This window comes from Bifidobacterium sp. ESL0769, assembly GCF_029395495.1.
Classification (GTDB): Bacteria; Actinomycetota; Actinomycetes; order Actinomycetales; family Bifidobacteriaceae; genus Bifidobacterium.
Genome location: NZ_CP113918.1, coordinates 2,202,334 through 2,224,125 on the forward strand (window position 1 = coordinate 2,202,334; position 21,792 = coordinate 2,224,125).

11 protein-coding genes are annotated in these 21,792 nt (G+C 56.6%); 8 read left to right on the plus strand and 3 right to left on the minus strand.

Features of this window, described 5'->3' with window-relative positions; translation table 11 throughout:
• Positions 1-248: 248 nt before the first annotated feature.
• Both OZX72_RS08645 and OZX72_RS08650 read left to right on the plus strand, forming a co-directional pair.
• A complete protein-coding gene (locus tag OZX72_RS08645; protein ID WP_277158286.1) occupies positions 249-1,610 on the plus strand; it encodes an MFS transporter in 1,362 nt (453 codons plus the stop codon).
• A 157-nt stretch (positions 1,611-1,767) separates the two neighbouring features.
• Entirely contained in the window at positions 1,768-3,315 is a 1,548-nt protein-coding gene (locus tag OZX72_RS08650) for a sucrose-6-phosphate hydrolase (RefSeq protein WP_277158287.1), read from the plus strand.
• Positions 3,316-3,544: 229 nt separating this feature from the next.
• Here the strand turns inward: OZX72_RS08650 and OZX72_RS08655 are convergent, their stop codons facing one another.
• From OZX72_RS08655 to OZX72_RS08665, 3 genes are all read right to left on the minus strand, one after another.
• Positions 3,545-7,618 carry a BspA family leucine-rich repeat surface protein gene (locus OZX72_RS08655; protein WP_277158288.1) on the minus strand — a complete coding sequence of 1,358 codons (4,074 nt, stop codon included), beginning with the start codon at positions 7,616-7,618 and terminating at the stop codon, positions 3,545-3,547.
• Between the two features lie 484 nt (positions 7,619-8,102).
• Positions 8,103-9,440, minus strand: coding sequence for an aspartate aminotransferase family protein (locus OZX72_RS08660; protein ID WP_277158289.1), 1,338 nt, complete (start codon positions 9,438-9,440; stop codon positions 8,103-8,105).
• Positions 9,441-9,450: 10 nt separating this feature from the next.
• A complete protein-coding gene (locus OZX72_RS08665; protein ID WP_277158290.1) occupies positions 9,451-10,884 on the minus strand; it encodes an amino acid permease in 1,434 nt (477 codons plus the stop codon).
• 536 nt (positions 10,885-11,420) lie between these two features.
• Between OZX72_RS08665 and nrdF the strand changes: the two genes are divergently transcribed.
• The 6 genes from nrdF to OZX72_RS08695 all read left to right on the plus strand — a co-directional run bounded on the left by nrdF (position 11,421) and on the right by OZX72_RS08695 (position 21,608).
• A complete protein-coding gene (gene nrdF / locus OZX72_RS08670; protein ID WP_277159424.1) occupies positions 11,421-12,440 on the plus strand; it encodes a class 1b ribonucleoside-diphosphate reductase subunit beta in 1,020 nt (339 codons plus the stop codon).
• 370 nt (positions 12,441-12,810) lie between these two features.
• The gene (locus OZX72_RS08675) at positions 12,811-15,672 is read left to right on the plus strand and encodes a BspA family leucine-rich repeat surface protein (protein WP_277158291.1); all 2,862 of its coding nucleotides are present in this window, start codon (positions 12,811-12,813) and stop codon (positions 15,670-15,672) included.
• 213 nt (positions 15,673-15,885) lie between these two features.
• Positions 15,886-16,953 carry a 2,3-butanediol dehydrogenase gene (locus OZX72_RS08680; protein ID WP_277158292.1) on the plus strand — a complete coding sequence of 356 codons (1,068 nt, stop codon included), beginning with the start codon at positions 15,886-15,888 and terminating at the stop codon, positions 16,951-16,953.
• A 518-nt stretch (positions 16,954-17,471) separates the two neighbouring features.
• A complete protein-coding gene (locus OZX72_RS08685) occupies positions 17,472-18,023 on the plus strand; it encodes a hypothetical protein (protein WP_277158293.1) in 552 nt (183 codons plus the stop codon).
• A gap of 371 nt (positions 18,024-18,394) precedes the next feature.
• Positions 18,395-19,459 (plus strand): 2,3-butanediol dehydrogenase, encoded by a 1,065-nt coding sequence (locus OZX72_RS08690; RefSeq protein ID WP_277158294.1) that lies wholly within the window; start codon positions 18,395-18,397, stop codon positions 19,457-19,459.
• A 406-nt stretch (positions 19,460-19,865) separates the two neighbouring features.
• On the plus strand, positions 19,866-21,608 hold the full coding sequence (locus OZX72_RS08695; RefSeq protein ID WP_277158295.1) for an InlB B-repeat-containing protein: 1,743 nt from the start codon (positions 19,866-19,868) through the stop codon (positions 21,606-21,608).
• The last annotated feature ends 184 nt before the right edge of the window (positions 21,609-21,792 follow it).

Sequence of the window (21,792 nt, forward strand, 5' to 3'; positions counted from 1 at the left end):
ATGAGGGCAAAAGCTGAGCTCGGATTTCACAACACAGTGCAATTATAGACATATTCTTCGCGTTGATTTATACAGATAGCCTCTATTCATTTGGAAACGCCGGAAACGATTTACAGCTTGACGTGAATCGATTCTCGTCCTATATTTTGTCATAAGTTTCTTGCTTAAGGCGATGCCGCAGAGAATCGGCAAGAACGGAAGTAAGAAGGGTATCGCGCGGCAGCGGTGCCAAAAAGAAAGGTGACGAAATGGCAATCAAAGGAGCCAAGACTTACCGGAACCCCTCATATCTACAGAGCTCTACCGGTATCTTCATGTTCTTCTGCTCGTGGGGCATCTGGTGGTCCTTCTTCTCAATCTGGCTGACCAGCCCAGCTCCCAAGGGTATGGGTATGACAGCCGCCCAGCAAGGCGACATCTACTCCATCAACTCATTGGTGACTCTGTTCATCATGTTCTTCTACGGCATCATCCAAGACAACCTCGGCATCAAGCGTCGCTTGGTAATCGTTATCTCGTGCATAGCCGCATGCGTCGGCCCGTTCGCGCAATTCGTCTATAAGCCCCTACTCTCGGCAGGCGGCGCCACCAAGTTCATCGGCGTGCTACTCGGCTCGGTCGTCCTCTCCGCAGGATTCATGGCCGGCTGCTCGCTGGTCGAGGCCATCACCGAACGTTACAGCCGCCACTTCGGCTTCGAATATGGCCAGTCCCGCGCTTGGGGCTCCTTCGGCTACGCGGTCGTCGCCCTTATCGCCGGCCCGCTTTTCAACATCGATATGAAGTGGAACTTCTGGCTGGGCTCGCTTTTCGGCCTCGGCATGCTGTGCGTCTATCTGTTCTGGCGCCCGGAAGAGCAGAAGGAAGAGCTTAAGAAGGAAGCCGACCCGAACGCCCCGCGCACCAACCCGACAGCCAAGGAAATGATTTCCGTGCTCGGCATGGGCTCGCTGTGGGCACTGATCATCTTCATGCTGTTCACCAACACCTTCTACACGGTCTTCGACCAGCAGATGTTCCCGAGCTACTACAAGAGCCTCTTCGCCACGCCGGCACAGGGTGCGGAATGGTACTCCATCCTGAACGCCGCCGAAGTGTTCTGCGAATCCGTGATGATGGGCGTTGTCCCGATCATCATGGACCACATCGGCGTGCGCAACGCGCTGCTTCTCGGCGCGGTGACCATGTTCCTACGTATCGGCCTGTGCGGCGTCTTCCACGACCCGGTGATGATTTCGATCGTCAAGATGTTCCACGCCATCGAGACCCCGCTCTTCTGCCTGCCAACGTTCCGTTACTTCACGCTGCATTACGATACGAAGCTATCGGCGACGCTTTACATGGTCGGTTTCCAAATCGCCTCTCAGGTCGGTCAGGTCATCATGTCGCACCCGCTCGGCGCCCTGCGTGACGCACTCGGCCCGCAGAAGACCTTCTTCACCATTTCCGGCATCGTTCTCCTCGCTTTGATCTACGGGTTCTTCGTAATCAAGAAGGACAACCAACAGGTGGGCGGCGACCCGTTCATCCGCATCAAGGACCGCAAGAAGGTCGAGCAGGAAGGCGAGGCCATCCAGGCTGAAGCCGCCGACGACCAGCTCCCGGCCTGATTGTGACAAATCGGCACCGCGCCCACCTACCTTCGCGCGGTGTCCACCCCAAAATTTCATAGCGCACAAGACCTCCGCACCCATCAATTCAGGCGTGGGGGCCTTGTGACGAATAAAGAACAATCACCATATGATAGTTACGAGAAAGGCATCAAAGATGACTACTGAATCTCCCGTTTACACCCCGATCCGCGACCACGCCGAAGAACTGGCGAAGGCCGAAGCCGGCGTCGAAACGCTCGCCCTTGAGCGCGACGACCGCTGGTACCCGAAGTACCATATCGCTTCGAACGGCGGTTGGATCAACGACCCGAACGGCCTGTGCTATTTTAAGGGCCGCTGGCACGTCTACTACCAGCTGCACCCCTACGGCACCCAGTGGGGCCCGATGCACTGGGGCCACGTTTCCAGCGCCGACATGGTTTCCTGGCGCCGCGAGCCCATCGCCATGGCCCCCAGCCTCGAGCAGGAAAAGGACGGCGTCTTCTCCGGCTCGGCCGTGATCGATGACGAGGGCAAGCTCAAGTTCTATTACACCGGCCATCGCTGGAACAACGGCAAGGACGACACGGACGGCCAGTGGCAGGTGCAGATGCTCGCCGAGGCCGAGGACGACGACGCCACCAAGCTCAACAAGCTGGGCATGGTCATCGACTGCCCGCGCGAACGCGTCGACTCCCACTTCCGCGATCCGAAGGTCTGGAAGCAGGACGGCGTCTGGCATTTGGTCCACGGCGTTTCCACCGCCGACCACCGAGGCCAGATCTGGGCCTATACCTCCACCGACATGATTCACTGGGACTTCCAGAACGTGCTTTACGACGACCCGGATCCGGATGTCTTCATGCTCGAATGCCCCGACTTCTTCCCCCTGAAAGATAAGGACGGCAACACTAAGTGGGTCATCGTCTTCTCGGCCATGGGCTCGAAGGCCAAAGGCTATATGAACCGCAACGAGAACAACGCCGGCTACATGATCGGCACCTGGAAGCCAGGCGAAGCCTTCAAGCCGGAAACCGAGTTCCGTCTGCTCGACTGCGGCGCGAACTATTACGCTCCTCAGTCATTCGAAGCCAACGGCCGTCGCATCATGTACGGCTGGATGAGCCCATTTTCCGAGAACGCCCCCATGCAGTCCGACGGCTGGTGCGGGCAGATGACCCTGCCGCGCGAGTGCTTCCTCGGCGAGGACGGCGACCTGCACACCGTGCCGGTGCCAGAAATCGACAAGCTGCGCATCAACACCTTCGACCATGTCGCCCGCCCGATCGAGGCCAACGAAGAGGCCCTGGTTGACGAGGACGCCGAAGCCGTGGAAATCGAGCTCAACATCAATCTGAAGAACACGACCGCCGAACGCGCAGGTCTCAAGGTCCACGCCACCCCCGACGGCTCCTACACCTACGTCGCCTATGACGCGCAGGCCGGCACCGTGGTCGTCGACCGTCAGGCTGCGGCCCGCGGCGATCGCGGCTACCGTGCCGCCAAGCTCACCGACGCCGAACTGGCCGCCGACGATCTCAAGCTGCACGTCTACGTCGACCGCGGCTCCGTCGAAGTCTACGTCAACGACGGCCTGCACGTGCTGAGCTCCTACAGCTACCCGTCCGAAGGTAAACGCGCAGTCAAACTTTCCGCCGAGTCGGGCGTCCTCGCCGTCGACAAGCTCACCGTCCACGACATCAAGAGCATCGGCCTGGAGTGATTACCATCAATAAACGATAACTAAAATCATAAAATAATATCGAACCCGCCGCTCGCGCAAACCTGACGGCGGGCTCAATTTATAGATATAGGTTGAGGGTCACAGATTTTATAACCTGTGACCCTCAAGCGATTTCGCAACCCGTCTCGACTTATTCCGATATCCAAACCGATTCAGTCGGAATCAGCCGACTCAGCTTGACTCGATTATCAGAAGTAATCAACGATAATCAACGGCTGCTATCGTCTTTGCCGCGGTGCTGCGCGTAGACGATCTGGTTGCGCCTCGTGGCGACGTAGCAAGCGAGCACCGCCAAGACCACGAGCAGAATAATCCACCACGGGAAAGCAGGATGCGTCTGCATGAGAGACTGTGCCGAAGCGGTCGTCTCATCATCGCAATACACCACACTCGGCTCCACATAGCCGGAGTCATCAATCTCATATGATGACGTACCGGACTGGTTCCTGGGAACGCACACCGGCTTCTTCTTAGGCTCAGGCCGAGCGCCGTTGTTACGTTTATTGGCATTGGCCTTGGGCTGCTTGTCGGTATTGGCCTGCGGAGCCGTGGCTTGCGGAGCTACACCAGACGCCGCCGAAAGGGATTGCTGACCGGAAGTTCCGGACGGAATCTTCGGGGAAGCCGGAGCTGAAGGCGTTGCGGAGTTGCCGCCCGCATTACCGGCACCGTTTGCGGGACCGGGGTTGCTTGGCTTTGTTGGATTATCCGGCTTGCTAGGTGTTACAGGATTGCTGGGTTTGTTGGGCTTATCCGGCTTGTTGGGCGTTACAGGATTGCTAGGCTTGTTGGGCTTATCCGGCTTGTTGGGCTTGCTTGGGCTGGAGATCTGCCACATGGCCCGAACTACCTGCTCGCCGCCAGGTACCCACATCCTGGTGCCGGGAGCGCTGATATTCGCTGCCACATCGCCGTCGCGCAGCCAGCCGACATTGCTGAAACCGTCGGCCTTAAGCTCCTGGGGAAGCGTGAGGGCCATACCGTGCACGTCGACGGGAGTCGCGGAGCCGTCCACCTTAATCGATTCACCGTCAGCGCCGTAAAGCTTCTTCGGAGCCATCCTGCTGTCGTCGTAGTGAGCAGTCGGGTTCTTGGCGTCAAGGCCGGCGAAATGCACCAGTGCGCCTTGTTCCCAAACGTAGGTCGCCTCGGATTTGTTGGCATTGGCCCGTTGAATCATCGCCGCCGTGGCGCTGCTTCCAGAAGCCCGCCCACAGCTCGACCATGCCTCGCCCTGTGCCGTATAGCTTGAACCGTCGGAGGCGGTGCAGGCCTGCTCGGCGCTGGACTTGGCGCTGGCCTCGGCCCATTGCCCGCTATATTGGTTGAAACCGCGGGTGACGCCACCAGGTTCGACGCCGGCGACGAAGTACTCCGGACGCAGTGCGGTCTTCGGCCCTACGGTGAGCTGACGGAGCTTGGCGGAAAAACGCGGCTGGAAGCCGGTATTCGCCGTCGTGTCCCAACCGGTGAGGTCGAGAGCGGCAACGTTGGCGTCGCGCATCGACATCTCGACGCTGACGGCGTTGTTGACCTTCCAGCCGGAGAGGTCGAGCTTCATACCTTCAGGCGCGCCCGCACCGTTGAAGGTGTTGTCGAAGCTCTTTATCTTGCTGGCGTCCCAACCAGAAAGATTCAAGGTCTTGAGGCTCGAAGTACCGGCAAATACGTTGTTCGTAGTCGTCACTTTACTAATGTTCCAACCAGAAAGATCGAGGCTTTCAAGTCCGGAATCGCCAGAGAACATGTTGTCGATGCCGTAATTGTAATGGTATGTGGTGTTGTTGCCTTCATGGACCTCATGCTGGTAATCCGAATGCACCTGGCTCAGGTCCCATCCGCTCAGGTCCAATGACTTGAGCTTCGGGCAATCCTTGAACATGTTGAACGCATTGGCAACAATGGAAGTGTCCCATACCTTGCTTCCAGACTTATGGGCCATGCTGCCGACGCTCGTCAGCGAGGAATCCCCGCTGAACATGCCATCCATAAGCCAGAGCTTGCTGGTGTCCCAATTGCTGACGTCCACCGACTCAAGCTTCGAATCATTCAGGAACATCTCAACTGTGGCCTCGTTGCTGTGCGTGTCCCATTTCGAGACATCCAGCGTCTTGAGGTTCGGCATGTTGCTGAACATGTTTTCAGTGGATCGGACACCGCCCATGCTCCAACCGGCGATGGGCAGCGTTTTGGCCGCGCAACCATCGAACATGCGATCGACCTTGACGTCCCGGCCGGCGAAATTCCAACCCTTCAACGAGTCAAGATTGACGTTGCTCGCATCCTTGCCGAAGTTCTGGAACGCGTAGCCCGCCTCCTTCAAATGGGAAATATCCCAGTGGGAAAGATCGAGAGTGGAAAGCTTGTAGCAATTCTTGAACATGGCGTTGATGTTGGTCATGGACGCGGTGTTCCACTCCGGAATGCCTTTGATTTCGGTAAGCCGCGAGCAGCCGGAAAACATGGAGTTCAGATTCTCTGCCGAAGAGGTGTCCCAGCCCGAAAGATCGACGGAGGTGAGCTTGCTCGGCATCTTCTTCTCGCTGCCCGTCATCCCGTGGCCGTAGTAGATGCCGATATCCATGGCAAACACATCGGACGCGTTCTTGAGGTTCTTCGTGTTCCACGCGTGCAGATCAAGATTGGTCAGCGCCCAATCGTCGCAGAACATGCTATCGATGTTGTTTACGTTGGAAACCTGCAGATTTTCAATTCCGCCGATCGACTTCAGGTTCTGGTTATAGGCGAACATCTGGCTGGCGTCAGTCACGGATTTCATGTTGATCTTGTCGACGCCTTTGAGTTCCGTCAACGATTCGGTCGACGGGGACTCGTCCTGATATCCGCGCGCGCCCGAGAAAAGGCCTTTCATCGACGTGACATGCGAAGTGTCCCAAGTGCCGAGGACACTCACATCCTTGATATCCCCGTCCAACGCGAACATCTCGGTCATGTCGTTCAGGCTGCCGAGCTTGAGGTTTTTCACGTCACCAAGGCTTTTCAGGCCGCGCGCATCGTAGAACATACGTGCCATGTTCTTTACCTGCGAAAGGTTCCAGCTTGAAAGCGCCGTGAATTCCGAAACGTACGTCTCGCTGAACATATTGCTCATATCGGTCACCTTCGAGGTGTCCCAATTCTTGAGCGCCGCGGTATCCGTAAGCCAAGGGGTCGAGTAGAACATGGAGCTCATGTTCGTCACCTTGCTGGTATCGAGCTTGCTGATTTGGTCCATGTCGAAAATGGCTTCGACGCGCTGGTAAGCGAACATCCTCGTACTGTCGGCAGGAAGGGCGGTATGTTGCGGATCCGTGAAGTCGATTTTGGCCGTGTTCGACATCTGAGTTTCGCCCCACCTACCCGAGTACCAGGGAGCGTCGGTATAGCTGCCAAGCGTGCCGTCGCCGATAAAGTAGTTATCGCCCTCGGATCTGCCACTCTGGGTGAAAACGTTATTTCTGGTTACCGTGGCACTTCCCCACTTCCGAACGGAAGTCTGTTCACGCCATTCGTCATTACGCGTCATGGAAAAGCCGTTTTTGTTGCCACCATCGATGTGGGCGACAAGATTTCCGGGCACATCGAAGCGGACGGTATCCAACGTCCCGTCTGAGTCCATCATTACCAGGCCCAGCGCCGAACCGTACGGATATTCGTACTTCTTGACGCCGTCCTTTTCCAGAGTTACTTGCTTCGGGCTGGCAGAAGTCGTCGTAGCGTCGAAGGAACGGTAAGTATAGCTGCCGTCACTGCGGAACTGGAGCAGCGAACCATCGACCACCTTGAACGTGAACCCACCATCGGCAAAAGTAAGGCTGGCACTCGGCTTGCTTGGCTTCTGGCCGAGCTGCGAAGAACTTGGGCCATGATTATCGTTCGATGGCTGAGATGGCTGATTCGTTACGTTCTGAGACTGAGAATTTATGCCGTTCTGGACATCCCGAGGCTGAGAGCTTGCACCCTTCTGGGTATCCGGAGCCTGCGGATCCGGCACGCTTGCGGGCTCCTTGGACGTTTCGCCCTTCGAACCATTGCCGTTCCCGGATTGAAGTTGCGGCTTGGAGTGGGTGGCCGCCTCACCGCTTCCAACTGCCTGCCCATCGTTCTTGGCAGACTTATTTTTCTCGCCCGCTTTCGCATTGGCCTGCTGAGCGGAGGAATTCTGGTCGTTCCCATCCGCACTTGAGTCGCTTGCACTCGCGGAAATAGCGGCGGTTCCACATAACATGGCTAAAGCGACAACCGAACCAAATACCTTGACTAACTTCTTATTGGTAGCCATTTCTTCTCATTCTCCAGAAACATAGAATAATAATTTTAATCCACTATAGTTATTATGTTCTAGACAGAGAGAATTTGCAAATTAGGTATCAAACGATACACATCATAAAGCGAAATATACATAATAGAACGTTAAGAATAGTAAACCAAACATTATTCTTGTTCTTATGTCGCTAAATGGTGGAAAATTCGCCGTTTTTAGCGATTGCCCAAGTCGATTGTCTGCGGATGGATAAGGCCGGGAATTCTTGTGAAATTTCGCGAACTTGCACAACGCGCTATTTCACCAATTTAGCAACCAGCGATTTTTTTAACAGTGGACCACGATGTTCATTTGCCCCGAGAACTTCTTAAAAAGAATATCCGAGGATGACTTCCAGAAAGAAATTCCGAACCGTCCGACCCGTCAGAAAAGCCAGACGGGCTGTCGGCCACTACTGAGAGCCGACAGCCCGTCTAATGTCATTTACTACTGACTTAGCCTATTACCAGCCAATCTTCCCGGCGTCCTCGGGCAGACTCAGCTTGCCCTCCGCCAGTTCGGCCAGAGCCTGATCGAAGGCCTTGAAGGCCTGCTGCAGCTGGTCTTCGGTGATGACCAGCGGCGGCTGGAAGCGAAGGATGTAACCGCAAAGGCTGATGATGATGACACCCAATTGGTAGAGGCGATAGATCAGCTTGGTGGTGGCCTCCTGATCGCCCTCCCCTGTTTCGGGATTGATGATGTCGATTCCGCCGTCGAGGCCGTAGAAACGGATGTCGCCGATGAAATCGTACTGTTTGCGCTTCTTCTCGAAGTAAGCCTTGACTTCGGGGCCCAACTTCGCCGAACGCTCGACGAGATGCTCCTGCTCCATGACGTCCAGCGTGGCGTTCGCTGCGGCCGTGGTGACCGGGTTGCCGGCGGTCGTGTAGGTGACGGCCGGGGAGCCCAAGGAATCCATAATCTCCGCGCGCCCGATGATCGCGCTCAGCGGCAGACCGGAAGCAATGGACTTGCCGATGGTCATCAGGTCCGGCTCGAGGCCGAAGTTCTGAATCGACCACCATTTGCCGGTACGTCCCATGCCCTGGTTGACCTCATCGATTGCGATGACGATGCCATGCTCGTGCGCGAACTTCCAGAGGAAGTCCATGTACTTTTGCGGCGCCTTGATGATGCCGCCATCGCCCTGAATCGGCTCAATGACGATCGCGGCCACTTCCTCGGCCGGCAGATAGGTCTCGAAGGGCAGCTTGAAGGCGGCGATCATCCGCTCGACGAACTCGTCCTCGCTCTCGTTGGGCAGGCGCTTATGCAGGTCGGGATACGGCACCTTCACCACGCCCGGAAGCATCGGGGCCATCTTGCGGCTCATGTTGAGGCTCACCGACGAAATGGACATCGAGCCATAGGTGGAGCCATGGTAAGCACCCGTATAGCTGACGATGTATTGGCGGCCGGTATAGGCGCGAGAGTACTTGATGATCGCGTCATTGGCGTCCGAGCCGGAATTGCCCCAGGCGACCTTGACCGGTCCGCTCATCGGGGCCAACTTGGCCAAGCGCTGGGCTAATTCGATCTCGGGACCGCTGGCGAAATAGGCCGGCGTGTACTGGATCAGATTGGCGGCTTGCTTCTGAATCGCCTCCACGACGTGGGGGTGGCAATGGCCGGTATTGGTCGCGGACGCGCTGGCCAGCAGGTCGATATAGTCCCGTCCGTCGGCATCGGTCAGCAGGGCACCTTTGGCCTTTTGGATGACGATATCGAAATATTGGATACGCACCGCAGGAGACAGGACCTTGCTCTCCTGGGCCAATAATTGTTGATTGTTATCCAACTTCTCCTCCTTACTTCTTGTTGTTCAAGGCGGAATGTCGCATTCCGTAGCAGAAATACAGAATCAGGCCGAAAATGAACCAGCCCAACGCATAGATCTTCGCGTCGTTGCTCAGCCCGATGAATACGACCAAAGAACCGATGAAAGCCAAAGCGGGCATCACCGGATAGAACGGCATCTTGAAACCGGGTTCGGCGATATCCTTGCCTTCGCGCTTGCGCAAGCCGTAGATGCCCAGCGAGACGAACATGAAAGCAATCAGGGTGCCAGCAGAAATCAGCTGGCTTAAGAACGCAAACGGGAAGATGGAACCGATGATCACGGCGAAGACCGTCAACGCGAGCAAAGCGTTGTTCGGCAGGTGCTTCTCGTTGATCTTGCCCAGCCACTTCGGGAGCAGACCATCACGACCGAAGGAATAGAGCAGACGGGAACCGGCCATCATCATGCCGATCAACGCTGCGAACATACCCAAGCAGGCCACTGCCTGCACGATGGTGGCAATAATCACGTGGCCGCTCTTGCGCAACGCCCAGCCCACTGGTTCGGCGTTGTTGGCATAGAGCGGATAGTGGAACATACCGACCAGGACCAGCGAGACAGCCGCGAACAACACGACGCCGATCAGCAAGGAGCCCATGATTCCCCTGGGCATCGTCTTGGAGGGGTCCTTGGCTTCGGCGGAATTGGCGGCGATGGAATCGAAGCCGATGTACGCCAGGAAGATCATCGAGACGCCGGCATATATACCCTGCCAGCCGCCGAAGGCCGACCCGTCAGGATTGAGATGGTACTTGGGGATAAACGGTACGTAATTTTCCGGTTTGATCGCCGTGCAGCCAACCACGATGAACAGCAGGATGACGATGACCTTCAAGACAACCAGAACGTTCTCGACACGGCTGGTTTGGCTGGCTCCTCGGGAAATCAAGAGCGCCACGGCGACAATCGCAACCACGGAGACCAGGTCGATGATTCCGCCATCAGTGCCGAAAGGATTGGCCAGCATCTTCGGCAGCTTCAAGCCCAGAGGTTCGATCAAACCGCGGAAATTGGCCGACAGGCCCGAACCGACGAAGGCCACGGCGATGAAGTACTCCGCCAGCAAGGCCCAGCCGGCGATCCAGCCGAAGAATTCACCGAAAATAACGTTGATCCATGAATAGGCCGAACCGGCGAACGGCATCGCCGAAGCCATTTCAGCATAGGCGAAGGCCACCAGACCAGCGACGACGCCAGCGGCGATGAAGGAAAGCACCACCGCCGGACCCGCGTGCTGGGCCGCTACCGTTCCAGGCAGGGTGAAGATTGCTGTGGACAGAACGGTTCCCAAGCCCAGGGCCAGGAAGTCCCGCACACGCAGGGTACGCTTGAGATGAGCATCCTTTTGCTCATAGACGCTGGGGTCCTCTTTTCGGAAAATACGTTCCTTAATACTCGCCATACTCACCCTTTCAGTTCCGATAATTTCTGTCCTAATAATTTCTAATGAAACATATGAAATCGCGTTAAAGAGCGCAAGACCTGTCGCGCACCTTCGTTTCTCTGTTCTCGCACACCAAAGTACTGCGTTCCATTCAAGCGTCGCACCATTATTTCGCATAGTGACATAGGCGTTCGGCGGCATCCAGGCCGGTCCGCGCGGGTAACGTGCAGTCACCGGTCGGCTTATCACACGATCGATGTACGACATGCCCATGTTAGGTACATCACAGCATTGCCCCGCGTGCCGCAAAGCGAAGCCGTAACCTTACCATTACTATATATAGAGGTATCACATTGCCGGACCACTAGATATAGTGTTACCGGCGTTGGGAAACTAACCGCTCTATGTCAACGGAATACGGGAGAATGAACCCTCCGAAAACGTATTCGTGAGCGGCCGGCCAAAGCAGCAAGCGGATACCGACGAAACTTTAAAAACACGGCACAAAAGAAGGAACACCCATGACAAACGAGGTCAAACTCGCCGATGACAAGATGATGGCCGATTCGCTGACACCTCCGCAGTGGTCAACGGCTTTCGCGAAAGGCGCGGATCCGAAGTCCATGCGCATCCGCCCCGTCAACTGGAACAATATCCAGGACGATAAGGACCTCGAGGTCTGGAACCGCCTCATCGCCAACTTCTGGCTGCCTGAGAAGGTGCCACTCTCCAACGACATTCCTTCCTGGAGGAGCATGACCGAGCACGAGCGTCAGACCACCGTGCGCGTCTTCACCGGCCTCACCACGCTCGACACCGAGCAGGCCACCGTCGGCGAACTCGTCCAGATCCCAGACGCACTGACCGAACACGAGCAGGCCATCTACACCAACATCGCCTTCATGCAGTCGGTGCACGCCCGCTCCTATTCCTCCATCTTCTCCACCCTCTGCTCCTCAGAGCAGATCGACGAGGCTTACCGCTGGGCCGTGGGCAACGACCTGGTGCAGGAACGCGTGCGCATCGTCATGGAGCAGTATCAGTCCGATGACCCGCTCAAGCGCAAGGTCGCGGCCGTGATGCTCTCCAGCCTCCTGCTCTATGCGGGCTTCTACCTGCCGCTCTACTTCTCCAGCCGCGCCAAGCTGATGAACACCGCAGACATGATTCGCCTGATCCTGCGCGACAAGGCCATCCACGGCTACTATTCCGGCTACAAGTACCAGCGTCACCTCGAGCACCGTACCGCCGCCGATCAGGAGATGCTCAAGAAGTACACGATGGACCTGCTCGACCGTCTTTACGACCTTGAGGTCAAGTACTCCGACCAGGTCTACGAAGGCTTCGATTTCATCGACGACGTGCAGGCGTTCGTACGCTACAACGCCAACAAGACCCTGATGAACCTCGGCTACGAGGCCAAGTTCTCCGCTGCCGAGACCAAGGTGAGCCCCGAGATCATCGCCGCGCTCTCGCCCTCCGCTGACGAGAACCACGACTTCTTCTCCGGTTCCGGTTCCTCCTATGTCATCGGCAACGCCGAAGCCACCGACGACGAGGACTGGGACTTCTAATCTAGATTCATTCGTCCTAAACCACTAAACTTCACAAAACGCCCAGCCATGTGCCCTGCATGTGTCTGGGTGTTTTGTATTTGGCTTGCCAGATTATTCATTTATTCCCGATTTGCACTTCAAGTTGTTTTTCAAACCAAACTTCCATTCACCCTGCGACGAGAGATAGAAACGGACCCAAAAAGACTGATTTTCGTTGCATTTTCAGGCATTTCATCGCAAGATGCCCCGTTCATTTTCCCCAGCGGGAACAACCTTTCCTGTATTGCATTAATACATTACAATGAAAATTAATATAATAAAAAACCGGTTGGTGGCGAGGGGAACGTCACCAGCCGACTGAACAACTTAACAACAGGGGAGAAAAGTCATGCGTACACCGTTGAAGGCAACCATCGCAATCTTGGCCGCCGCAGCCATGTTATCCATTCCGACACTCTCCAACGCTGACGACATTCAGCGCTCGCACCCAGAAAACACTCAAAGCCAGATACTTACCACGCCATCAACGCCGGACACAAAGCCAGAAAACTCGGCCCAGCCTCAGACGCCGACCACATCCGCCACCTCGAATGACGGCAGCAAGTCCCCCACGTCTTCTGCGCCAAAGCCGGCCACGCCCCAATCGCAGGCGACCCACTCCGCCGCGCGAACACCGCAACTGCCCTCGGCACAAGATCTCTGCGACACCACCGTCAGAAGCCTAGGACCCAACGTCACCGGGCAACTGACCAACATCGTCGGCGGCTGCCAGCTCAACATCAGCGCAGGCAACGGCGGCGGCACCCTAGACAGCAGGCTGTTCCGCGCTTTCCCGGGTCTAGATACCACCGTCACCAAAATCGCTTTCATCGGCCCCAACACCACGATGCTTCCCGCGAACTGCAGCAATCTGTTTTCCCATCTACCCATCCTAGAGAGCCTCGACCTCAGCGATTTCGCCGATACCAGCGGTGTCACCGACATGAGCAACATGTTCTACCAATGCACCAAGCTGACCAACCTCAACCTTGGCAGCAAATTCGACACCGGCAACGTCACCAACATGGATTACATGTTCAGAGAATTACTCGTGCTGCCAAACCTCGACCTCGGCAGCAAATTCGACACCGGCAACGTCGGCATCAACAGATCCAATAGCATGTCGGGCATGTTTTACGACTGCAAAAAGTTGAAAAGCCTCGACCTAGGCAACAAATTCAACACCCAACGGGTTATGCAGATGGACGTCATGTTCAAAAACTGTTATGAGCTGAAAAGCCTCAATCTCGGCAACAAATTCAACACCAGTTGGTGCACCGGCATGGCGGAAATGTTCTCCAACTGCCGCAAGCTGGAAAGCCTGAATCTCGGTAGCATGTTCTATACCACCTGGGTCTCGCAGATGTTCAACATGTTCCGCAACTGCTCCAGCCTGACCAGCCTCAACCTCGGAGACCATTTCAACACCAGTAACGCCCAAGCCGTGTACGGGATGTTCGACGGCTGCAAAAGCCTGACCAACCTGAATCTTGGCGACCATTTCGACACTTCGGGCATAGACGATTATTTTGGCACCTGGGCGATGTTCAAAGACTGCTCCAGCCTGACCAGCCTCGACCTCGGCAGCAAATTCGAAATCGGCCAACTCGGCACCTACAGCTGGTTCAACGTGCCCAATCATTACGGCACGGCCGAGATGTTCGCCGGAGACACCAACCTGACCGACCTCAACCTCGGCGACCATTTCGAAACCAGCCACGACCCCAACATGGCAATGATGTTTAAAGACTGCTCCAGCCTCACCCATCTGGACCTTGGTGGCAAGTTCAACACCAGTAGCGCTCTGAGCATGGAGGAAATGTTCGCCGGAGACACCAACCTGACCGACCTCGACCTCAGCGGATTCAACACCAGCATGGTCAACGGGGATAGTCCCGTTAAGACCCAACTTCCGCTCGATAACTTTGATGAAGATTATGAGATAACAAGCCCCATCATTACTTACGATATGGAAGGCATGTTCGCCGGAGACGCCAAGCTGACCGACCTCGACCTCAGCGGCTTCGACACCAACCACGTCCCCGGCATGGCAAACATGTTCAAGGATTGCTCCAGCCTCACCCATCTGGACCTTGGCGGCAAGTTCAACACCAGTGCGGTCACCGATATGAGCGACATATTAAGCGGCTGCGACGAGCTGAAGCAACTTGAAATCGGAAAAGACACAAAGCTCGCGTCCACCGCCGAGCTGCCAGTGGCGAATTGGGTGCAGCTCGAGGTGCCCGGCACAGACTCGGCCCACGTCAACAAGGCTGGCGTTGCCCATTACACGCCGGCCAGCTTGGAAACCCGGACAAACAGCCCGGACACCACAAGGGTGGGCACCTACGTGCGTATCGCCAACCCCAACAAGCTCACACTCGAGCCGGCCACCACGCTGCCGCACGGCACCAGCGTCACCAACAATACGCCTATCATCCAGTACTCCGAAGTGGCCAAGGGCACCGATGTACCCGTCCGTGACTACGACGGTGACAAGCTCGCAGATCCCATTGCCAGCCTTGTCGCCCTCGACGGGACCAGCACGATCCCCGACAATCCGTTCACCATCAACGGCTGTCCTGAAGCCGGCTGCACGTTCAAAAACTGGGCCAGGAAGTCCAATGGCACCGGCACCACATATCAGCCCGGAGACCAGATCGACCTGTCCCACGGCAACATCACGCTCTACGCGACCTGGAAAGTCAACGAGCCCAAACCTTCAAAGCCGTCCACGTCGTCATCCTCCACGCAGAATCACAACAGCACAGCAGCAACCGCACCGGGCCGAGGCGTTGCCACCGAAATCGCGCCTGTGATTCCGAATTCCGCATCCCCGGTCACCTTCTCAGCCACCTCGCCGGTCGCAGCACCCATCGTCGGTGCCCTCACCGCCGCCGCGAACCCCGGAGCCGCTGCAAACCAAGCTGGCCGAGACACCAACAGCACTCCGTCCCAGCGCCCTGCAGCCCCCAAGAAGACCAACCCGAAGTGCGCCACGATAGCATGGCACACCGGCGACATCCATCCTGTGACTTACCGGTGCAATTCCGACGAACAGGCTGCATCCTTCGCTCCGGACACGACACGACAAGCTCCGCTCTGGATCTTCCTGCTGCTCCTGTTGATAACCTTGTTCGTGTTCTATGCCCTCAGCCGCCGCAATGAATTCGACGTCGTCCGTCACCGCGCCGCGCAAACCGAACGGTAGACCAATAGCAAGCTGACACACTGAAGCCCGTATCGGAGAAACCCGGTTCGGGCTTCTCGTTTATCCATTCAATACGCGAAATCAATGTCACAATCCCTTACAACGAAAGACATGTTAACGCTAACGTAATACCGGCTATACCAATTGTCATATTTTGTATAATAAAAGTGTGACGAAGGCAACAAAGCCTTCGCAAAGACAAAGGAGTAGACAATGAAAGCTGTTCGCATTTACGGTCAAAATGATGTGCGCGTCGAAGATGTCGCCATTGCCGACCCGAAGCCGGATCAGGTGCAAATCAAGGTAAAGTTCTGCGGCATCTGCGGCTCCGACCTTCACGCCTATTCGGAAGGCTGGGGTCTGCCCACGCAGCCGCATCCGCTGACCGGCAAGACCGTACCAATCACCTTGGGCCATGAGTTCTCCGGCGAGGTCGTCAAAGTCGGCAGCGCCGTGACCGATCTCAAGGTAGGAGACGGCATCGCCGTCGAGCCGCTGCTCGCCTGCGGCAAGTGCGCCAACTGCCGCGCCGGCAATTACAACTTCTGCGACAACGTGGTGGCCGAAGACGGCGCCGGCAACTTCCTAGGCTTCTCGGAAGACGGCGGCATGGCCGAGTATGCCAACATCGATGACGTCTTCGCCCACAAGCTGCCCGAAGGCATGGATTACGATCTCGGCGCACTGTGCGAGCCGGTCTCCGTCTCCTACGAAGGCCTCAAAAAGTGCGATCTGCGCGAAGGCCAGACCGTCGCGGTGATGGGTGCCGGCCCGATCGGCCTGACCACCGCCCTGCTCGCCCGCATCGCCGGCGCGAACCGCGTCTACATCTCCGACGTCTCCGAAGTGCGTCTGGCCAAGGCCCGCGAGCTCGGCTTCACCGACGTACTCAACCCCACTAAGCAGGACGTCAACGCAGTCATCCGCGCCGACTACCCCAATGGCGTGGACGTCACTTTCGAGTGCGCCGGCGTGCAGGCCACGTTCGACACCGCGCTCAAGGTCACGCGTCGCACCGGCAAGATCCAGATCGTCGCGCTGTTCGGCAAGTCCGTCTCCGTCAACTTCACCGACGACGTGATCATGCAGGGCATCGACATCTACACGACGCTGTGCTATCAGAACAGCTTCGACACTGTGCTCGGCATCATCAACGCCCATCAGGACCAGTTCAAGCCGGTCATCACCAAGAAGGTCGGCCTCGATGATGCCGTCGAGGGCATCAAGGGTCTGGCCACCGACAAGAGCCAGGTCAAGGTGATGATCTCCCCGGAGCTCTAAACCTTCATCCGGCCAAAAGGTCGGTAGATACAAAACCGGAATCGGCAGAAAATAGCCATTCTTGATTTCGTATCTACCGATCTTTTTGTTATCCGACGCGCGCCTAACGAAATTCACGACTTTGCACCAGAGCCGTTCAATTCCCCGGTATCGCCATCCGCCTTTGCGTTGGTTGCTTCGATACGCTCTTTAATTCAGCTGACCTTCCATCGCTTCTTCATATCCCTTAAATATCGGCCAATAAATTATTACGAACAGTCGTTTTTGAATATTTACCGCTGACCCTCAAGGTGAAACATTTTACAGTCTGCCGCCCTCCTTAAAACGTTATACAGGTCACTTTTATACGTTGTGTTAACTAATATCAAACGATATTAGATGTTTTTTCGGTCGTTATCGAATCCAACGTTGTAATACCGATACCAGAACAGACAGAAGAGAGCGGAAAGCACACCGAGGGAAAACCCAGGACGCACCGGTTCACCGTCGCGACGGCCGCAGCCATAGCGGGCATCGCGATGCTCGTCCCGACCGTCGGCGCCATCGCCGGCGAGACCACGCCAAGCCAGCAGGACGCCAGCCAGGCCAGCACGCAAGCGCCGGGCCGAAAAGGCGATCCGGCCACCGGCAAAGCCTCCACCAAAGACGCCACGAAACAGGCCACGAAAACAGAGTCGACCAACCCGGCCAGGCGAAGCCCGCAACCCTCCGCCCAGAAACTGACTCCCGGCCCGCAAAGCAGCTACACCCCACCACCCAGTCCGTGGGCACGAACGTCACCGGAACACTCTCCAGCGACTGCGAACTCACCGTCACCGCAGGGGCTGGAGGTGGTACTCTCGACGAACCCACGTTCCGACCCTTCCCCTGTGTCAACAGCGTCACCAAGATTGTCTTCTCCGGCCCCGAAGGCCCCATCCAAGCCCGAGCCGAAGCCACAAGCCGCCCCCAAGCAGCAGCTCGCGGCCACCGGCAGCGTCGTGATCCCCATCATCGCGGTGGCGGCGGTCCTCCTGGTTGCAGGAGTTGCGATCACCATCGTCGTACGCGCCAGGAAGCACAGGGAATAAAAACAGCCACAACTCAACAGAACGCCCCGGCAACAGCAACGCTTCACACGGCTTCGACCACGTAAAAGCGCAAGCCAATCGCCGGGGCGATTCTGTATATTCGTCAAACGTCGTACGTTACGCAATAAACGTCGTAAATTACACAATGTGACAACAATCACGTTTGGTGAACTGCTGTTCGAAAAAGCAAAACAAAAAATCCCAAAACGGCTGAATAGCAACACTTTCGGCCATAAATCATCGTTGCAAAATCTAACTTTTGTCATTAAATACGACAATTTTTGTGTATCTGTACGTTTATATCTTAGGCAAACGTTTTATATACTGAGCAGAGAGCACAGAGGCTCTGAAACCTACGAAAGGAATCAACGATGAAAGCTGTTCGCATTTACGGTCAAGGGGACGTTCGCGTCGAAGACATTGCCATCGACGAACCGAAGCCGGATCAAGTACAAATCAAGGTGAAGGCCTGCGGCATCTGCGGTTCCGACCTCCACGCCTACACTTCCGGCTGGGGTCTGCCCACCCATCCGCACCCGCTGACTGGCAAGATGGTCCCCGTGACCTTCGGCCACGAGTTCTCCGGTGAGGTCGTCAAGGTCGGCAGCGCGGTCACCGATCTCAAGATAGGCGATCCGGTCGCCGTCGAGCCGCTGTTCGCATGCGGCAAGTGCCCGGCCTGCCGCGAAGGCAACTACAACTTCTGCTACAAGGTCCAGGCCGATGACGGCGCCGGCAACTTCCTCGGCTTCTCCGACGACGGCGGCATGGCGGAATATGCCAACATCGACGACGTCTTCGCCCACAAGCTCCCCGAAGGTATGGACTATGAGCTTGGCGCGCTGTGCGAGCCCGTTTCCGTGGTTTATGAAGCCATCAAGCGCTCCGGCCTGCGCGAAGGCAACACCGTCGCCATCATGGGCGCCGGCCCGATCGGCCTGCTGGCCGCAGTGCTCGCCCGCATCGCCGGCGCGAACGAGGTCTACATCTCCGATGTCGCCGAAGTCCGTCTGGCCAAGGCCCGCGAGCTCGGCTTCACCGACGTGCTCAACCCCGCCAAGCAGGATGTCAAGGCCGAAATTCAGAAGAAGTGCCCGAATGGCGTCGACATCGCCTTCGAGTGCGCCGGCGTGCAGGCCACCTTCGACACCGCTCTGAGCGTCACCAAGCGTACCGGCAAGCTGCAGCTCGTCGCGCTTTCCAAGCCGCTGACCGTCAACTTCACCGACGACGTGATCATGCAGGGCATCGACATCACCACCACCCTGGCCTATGAGAACAGCTTCCCGACCGTGATCGGCATCATCAACGCCCATCAGGATCAGTTCAAGCCGGTCATCACCAAGCGCGTCGGCCTCGACGACGCCATCGAGGGCGTCAAGGCTCTGGCGAGCGACAAGGAGCAGGTCAAGATCATGATCGAGCCGGGTCTCTAAACCTCATCCAGCAAAAGGTCGATAGATACAAAAACCGGAATCGGCAGAAAAGCCGTTCTTGGTTTCGCATCTATCGACCTTTTCGTTATCTGCCACGCGACCGCAAACCTCATTTTTATCGCGGCCAATTTCCCCCTTCTTCTCACCACGCTTCCACACCCAGATACCGGTACTACGGCAGAGAATCGGCATGGAAAACAGGATTATACATTCTTGCTTATTCGTCGTAAATTTTCAACAAAAGATAAAAATTACTCTTTTGAAAGAATTAATTCAGCAAATTTGTATTTCAAGATGATAATTATTATCCATCTGTGTTATACTATATGTTGCGCACGCATTTAAAACAATACTTTACGCTTACCAGCGTGCTGTGTAAACGCCCCGAAACGAGAAGAGGAGAGCAGTGAACAAGCATATATCATCATTACGGCACTCTCAAGCAGCTTCAGGCAGGCGCAGCCTGCTGACTTTGGCCGCAGCAGGTCTAGCGGCCTTGGCAATGCTGGCACCATCGAGCGCACAAGCCATCGAGCCGCGCACCTGCACACCAGGCACCAGCAGCATCGCAAGCTGCTTCCCGGACCCGAACCTCGCGAGCACCGTGGCACTGAAAGTCGGCAAGAGCACTACCGCCACCTTCACCACAGCCGATCAGAACGCCATCACCAGCCTGACCCACAACTCGCAGTATAACATTTCGACCAAAATCGACAGTCTTGAAGGAATTCAGAATCTGCCTCACCTGACGGATCTGGACGTGACTGGCAACAACATCGATTCGCTCGCCCCATTGGCAGGCATGACCCAATTGACCTCGCTGAATATCGACGACAATCTGAACCGCGACCTCACCCCGCTGGCCGGCCTGACCAACCTGACGTATCTGAGTCTGCGCCATAACTCCGTCACTTCGTTGGCGCCGCTGAGTGGCCACACGGCGCTCACTACACTCATCGTGGACCAAAACCATATCAGCGACCTCACCCCGCTGGCCGGCCTGACCAACATCACGGATTTCGAGGCACACAACGAGCAGTTTGACGTAACTCCCGCCCTGCCCAAGAACGCCACCACAGGAACCCTGACCGTTGCCAAAGACCCCGCGGGGAACTGGATCGAGCCCCATGATTATGAGCCGACTACCGGTCATACGTACAACAGCAGCACTGGCCAAGTCACCTGGACCGGTCTGACCGTTCACACCCCGAGAATTTCCCTGCTCTTCGACCATGAGATCACCCTCAACGGCAGGAGCTTCATCTATACCGGTTCCAGCACCCAGCTCAAGGACACCGAGAACTGGGACGTAACGTTTGACGCCAACGGCGGCTCCTTCACCAGCTCCGGCATTCAATACAACCAGTCGAGGGAAGAAGTCGTGGACGGCAACAAGGCCACCGAACCCAATCCGATGCCGACCCGCCCCGGATACACGTTCGAAGGTTGGACCTCGGATGCCGCCGGCAACAACGCTTTTGACCTGGACAACACGGCCATCACCGGCAACAAGACCCTCTACGCCAAGTGGAAGGTCAACCACTATACGGTGCACTTCGATTCCAACGGTGGCAGCGCAGTGCCGGATCAGAGTGGTCTGACCTACAACAGCCACGCCACGAAGCCCACCTCGCCGACCCGTCCGGGTTACGATTTCGAAGGCTGGGAGACGATTGACGGCAGCGGCAACCACGCCGACTTCGACTTCAATACCTCAATCACCGGCGACACCGTCCTGCACGCCAAGTGGAAGGCACATCAGAACACCGTGCACTTCGACACCGGCGGCGGCAGCACCCTTCCGGACCAGACCGTGACTTCAGGCAACACCATCGACAACAGCAAGAAGCCCACCAAGCCCGGTCAGCACTTCGACGGCTGGCAGATCGATGACGGCCATGGTCATCTCGTTGACTTCAACCCCTCAACCCCGATCACCGGCAACATCACCTTGCACGCCAAATGGAGCACCCCGGGTGCCAACGGCGCCAACGGTAATGGCGCCAACGCCAACAATGGCAAGAAGGGCGCAGGACAGCTGGCCGAAACCGGCAGCGTCGTAATCCCCATCGCCGTCGCAGCGGCAGTCCTCCTGCTTGCAGGTGCCGCAATCACCATCGTGGTTCGCAGCAAGAAGCACAACGCATAAAGTAACCGCAAACCCAACGAAACGCCCCCGTCAGCAGCCACGCTTTCCAAACCTGAAAAGCACGAGCCACTGACGGGGGCGTTTCGTATATAACGTCATCACGAGTTGCGAAATATAACCTACATCACACTTTGTAAATACATTACGATATTCTTAATCATATTGTATTAATTTGTGGCATTGC

Bases quoted from the DNA above. Each gene is read 5' to 3' on its own strand.
- OZX72_RS08680 (WP_277158292.1), top strand. From the start codon at position 15,886: ATGAAAGCTGTTCGCATTTACGGTCAAAATGATGTGCGCGTCGAAGAT.
- nrdF (WP_277159424.1), top strand. From the start codon at position 11,421: ATGATGGCCGATTCGCTGACACCTCCGCAGTGGTCAACGGCTTTCGCG.
- OZX72_RS08645 (WP_277158286.1), top strand. From the start codon at position 249: ATGGCAATCAAAGGAGCCAAGACTTACCGGAACCCCTCATATCTACAG.
- OZX72_RS08685 (WP_277158293.1), top strand. From the start codon at position 17,472: ATGCTCGTCCCGACCGTCGGCGCCATCGCCGGCGAGACCACGCCAAGC.
- OZX72_RS08690 (WP_277158294.1), top strand. From the start codon at position 18,395: ATGAAAGCTGTTCGCATTTACGGTCAAGGGGACGTTCGCGTCGAAGAC.
- OZX72_RS08650 (WP_277158287.1), top strand. From the start codon at position 1,768: ATGACTACTGAATCTCCCGTTTACACCCCGATCCGCGACCACGCCGAA.
- OZX72_RS08665 (WP_277158290.1), bottom strand. From the start codon at position 10,884: ATGGCGAGTATTAAGGAACGTATTTTCCGAAAAGAGGACCCCAGCGTC.
- OZX72_RS08655 (WP_277158288.1), bottom strand. From the start codon at position 7,618: ATGGCTACCAATAAGAAGTTAGTCAAGGTATTTGGTTCGGTTGTCGCT.
- OZX72_RS08675 (WP_277158291.1), top strand. From the start codon at position 12,811: ATGCGTACACCGTTGAAGGCAACCATCGCAATCTTGGCCGCCGCAGCC.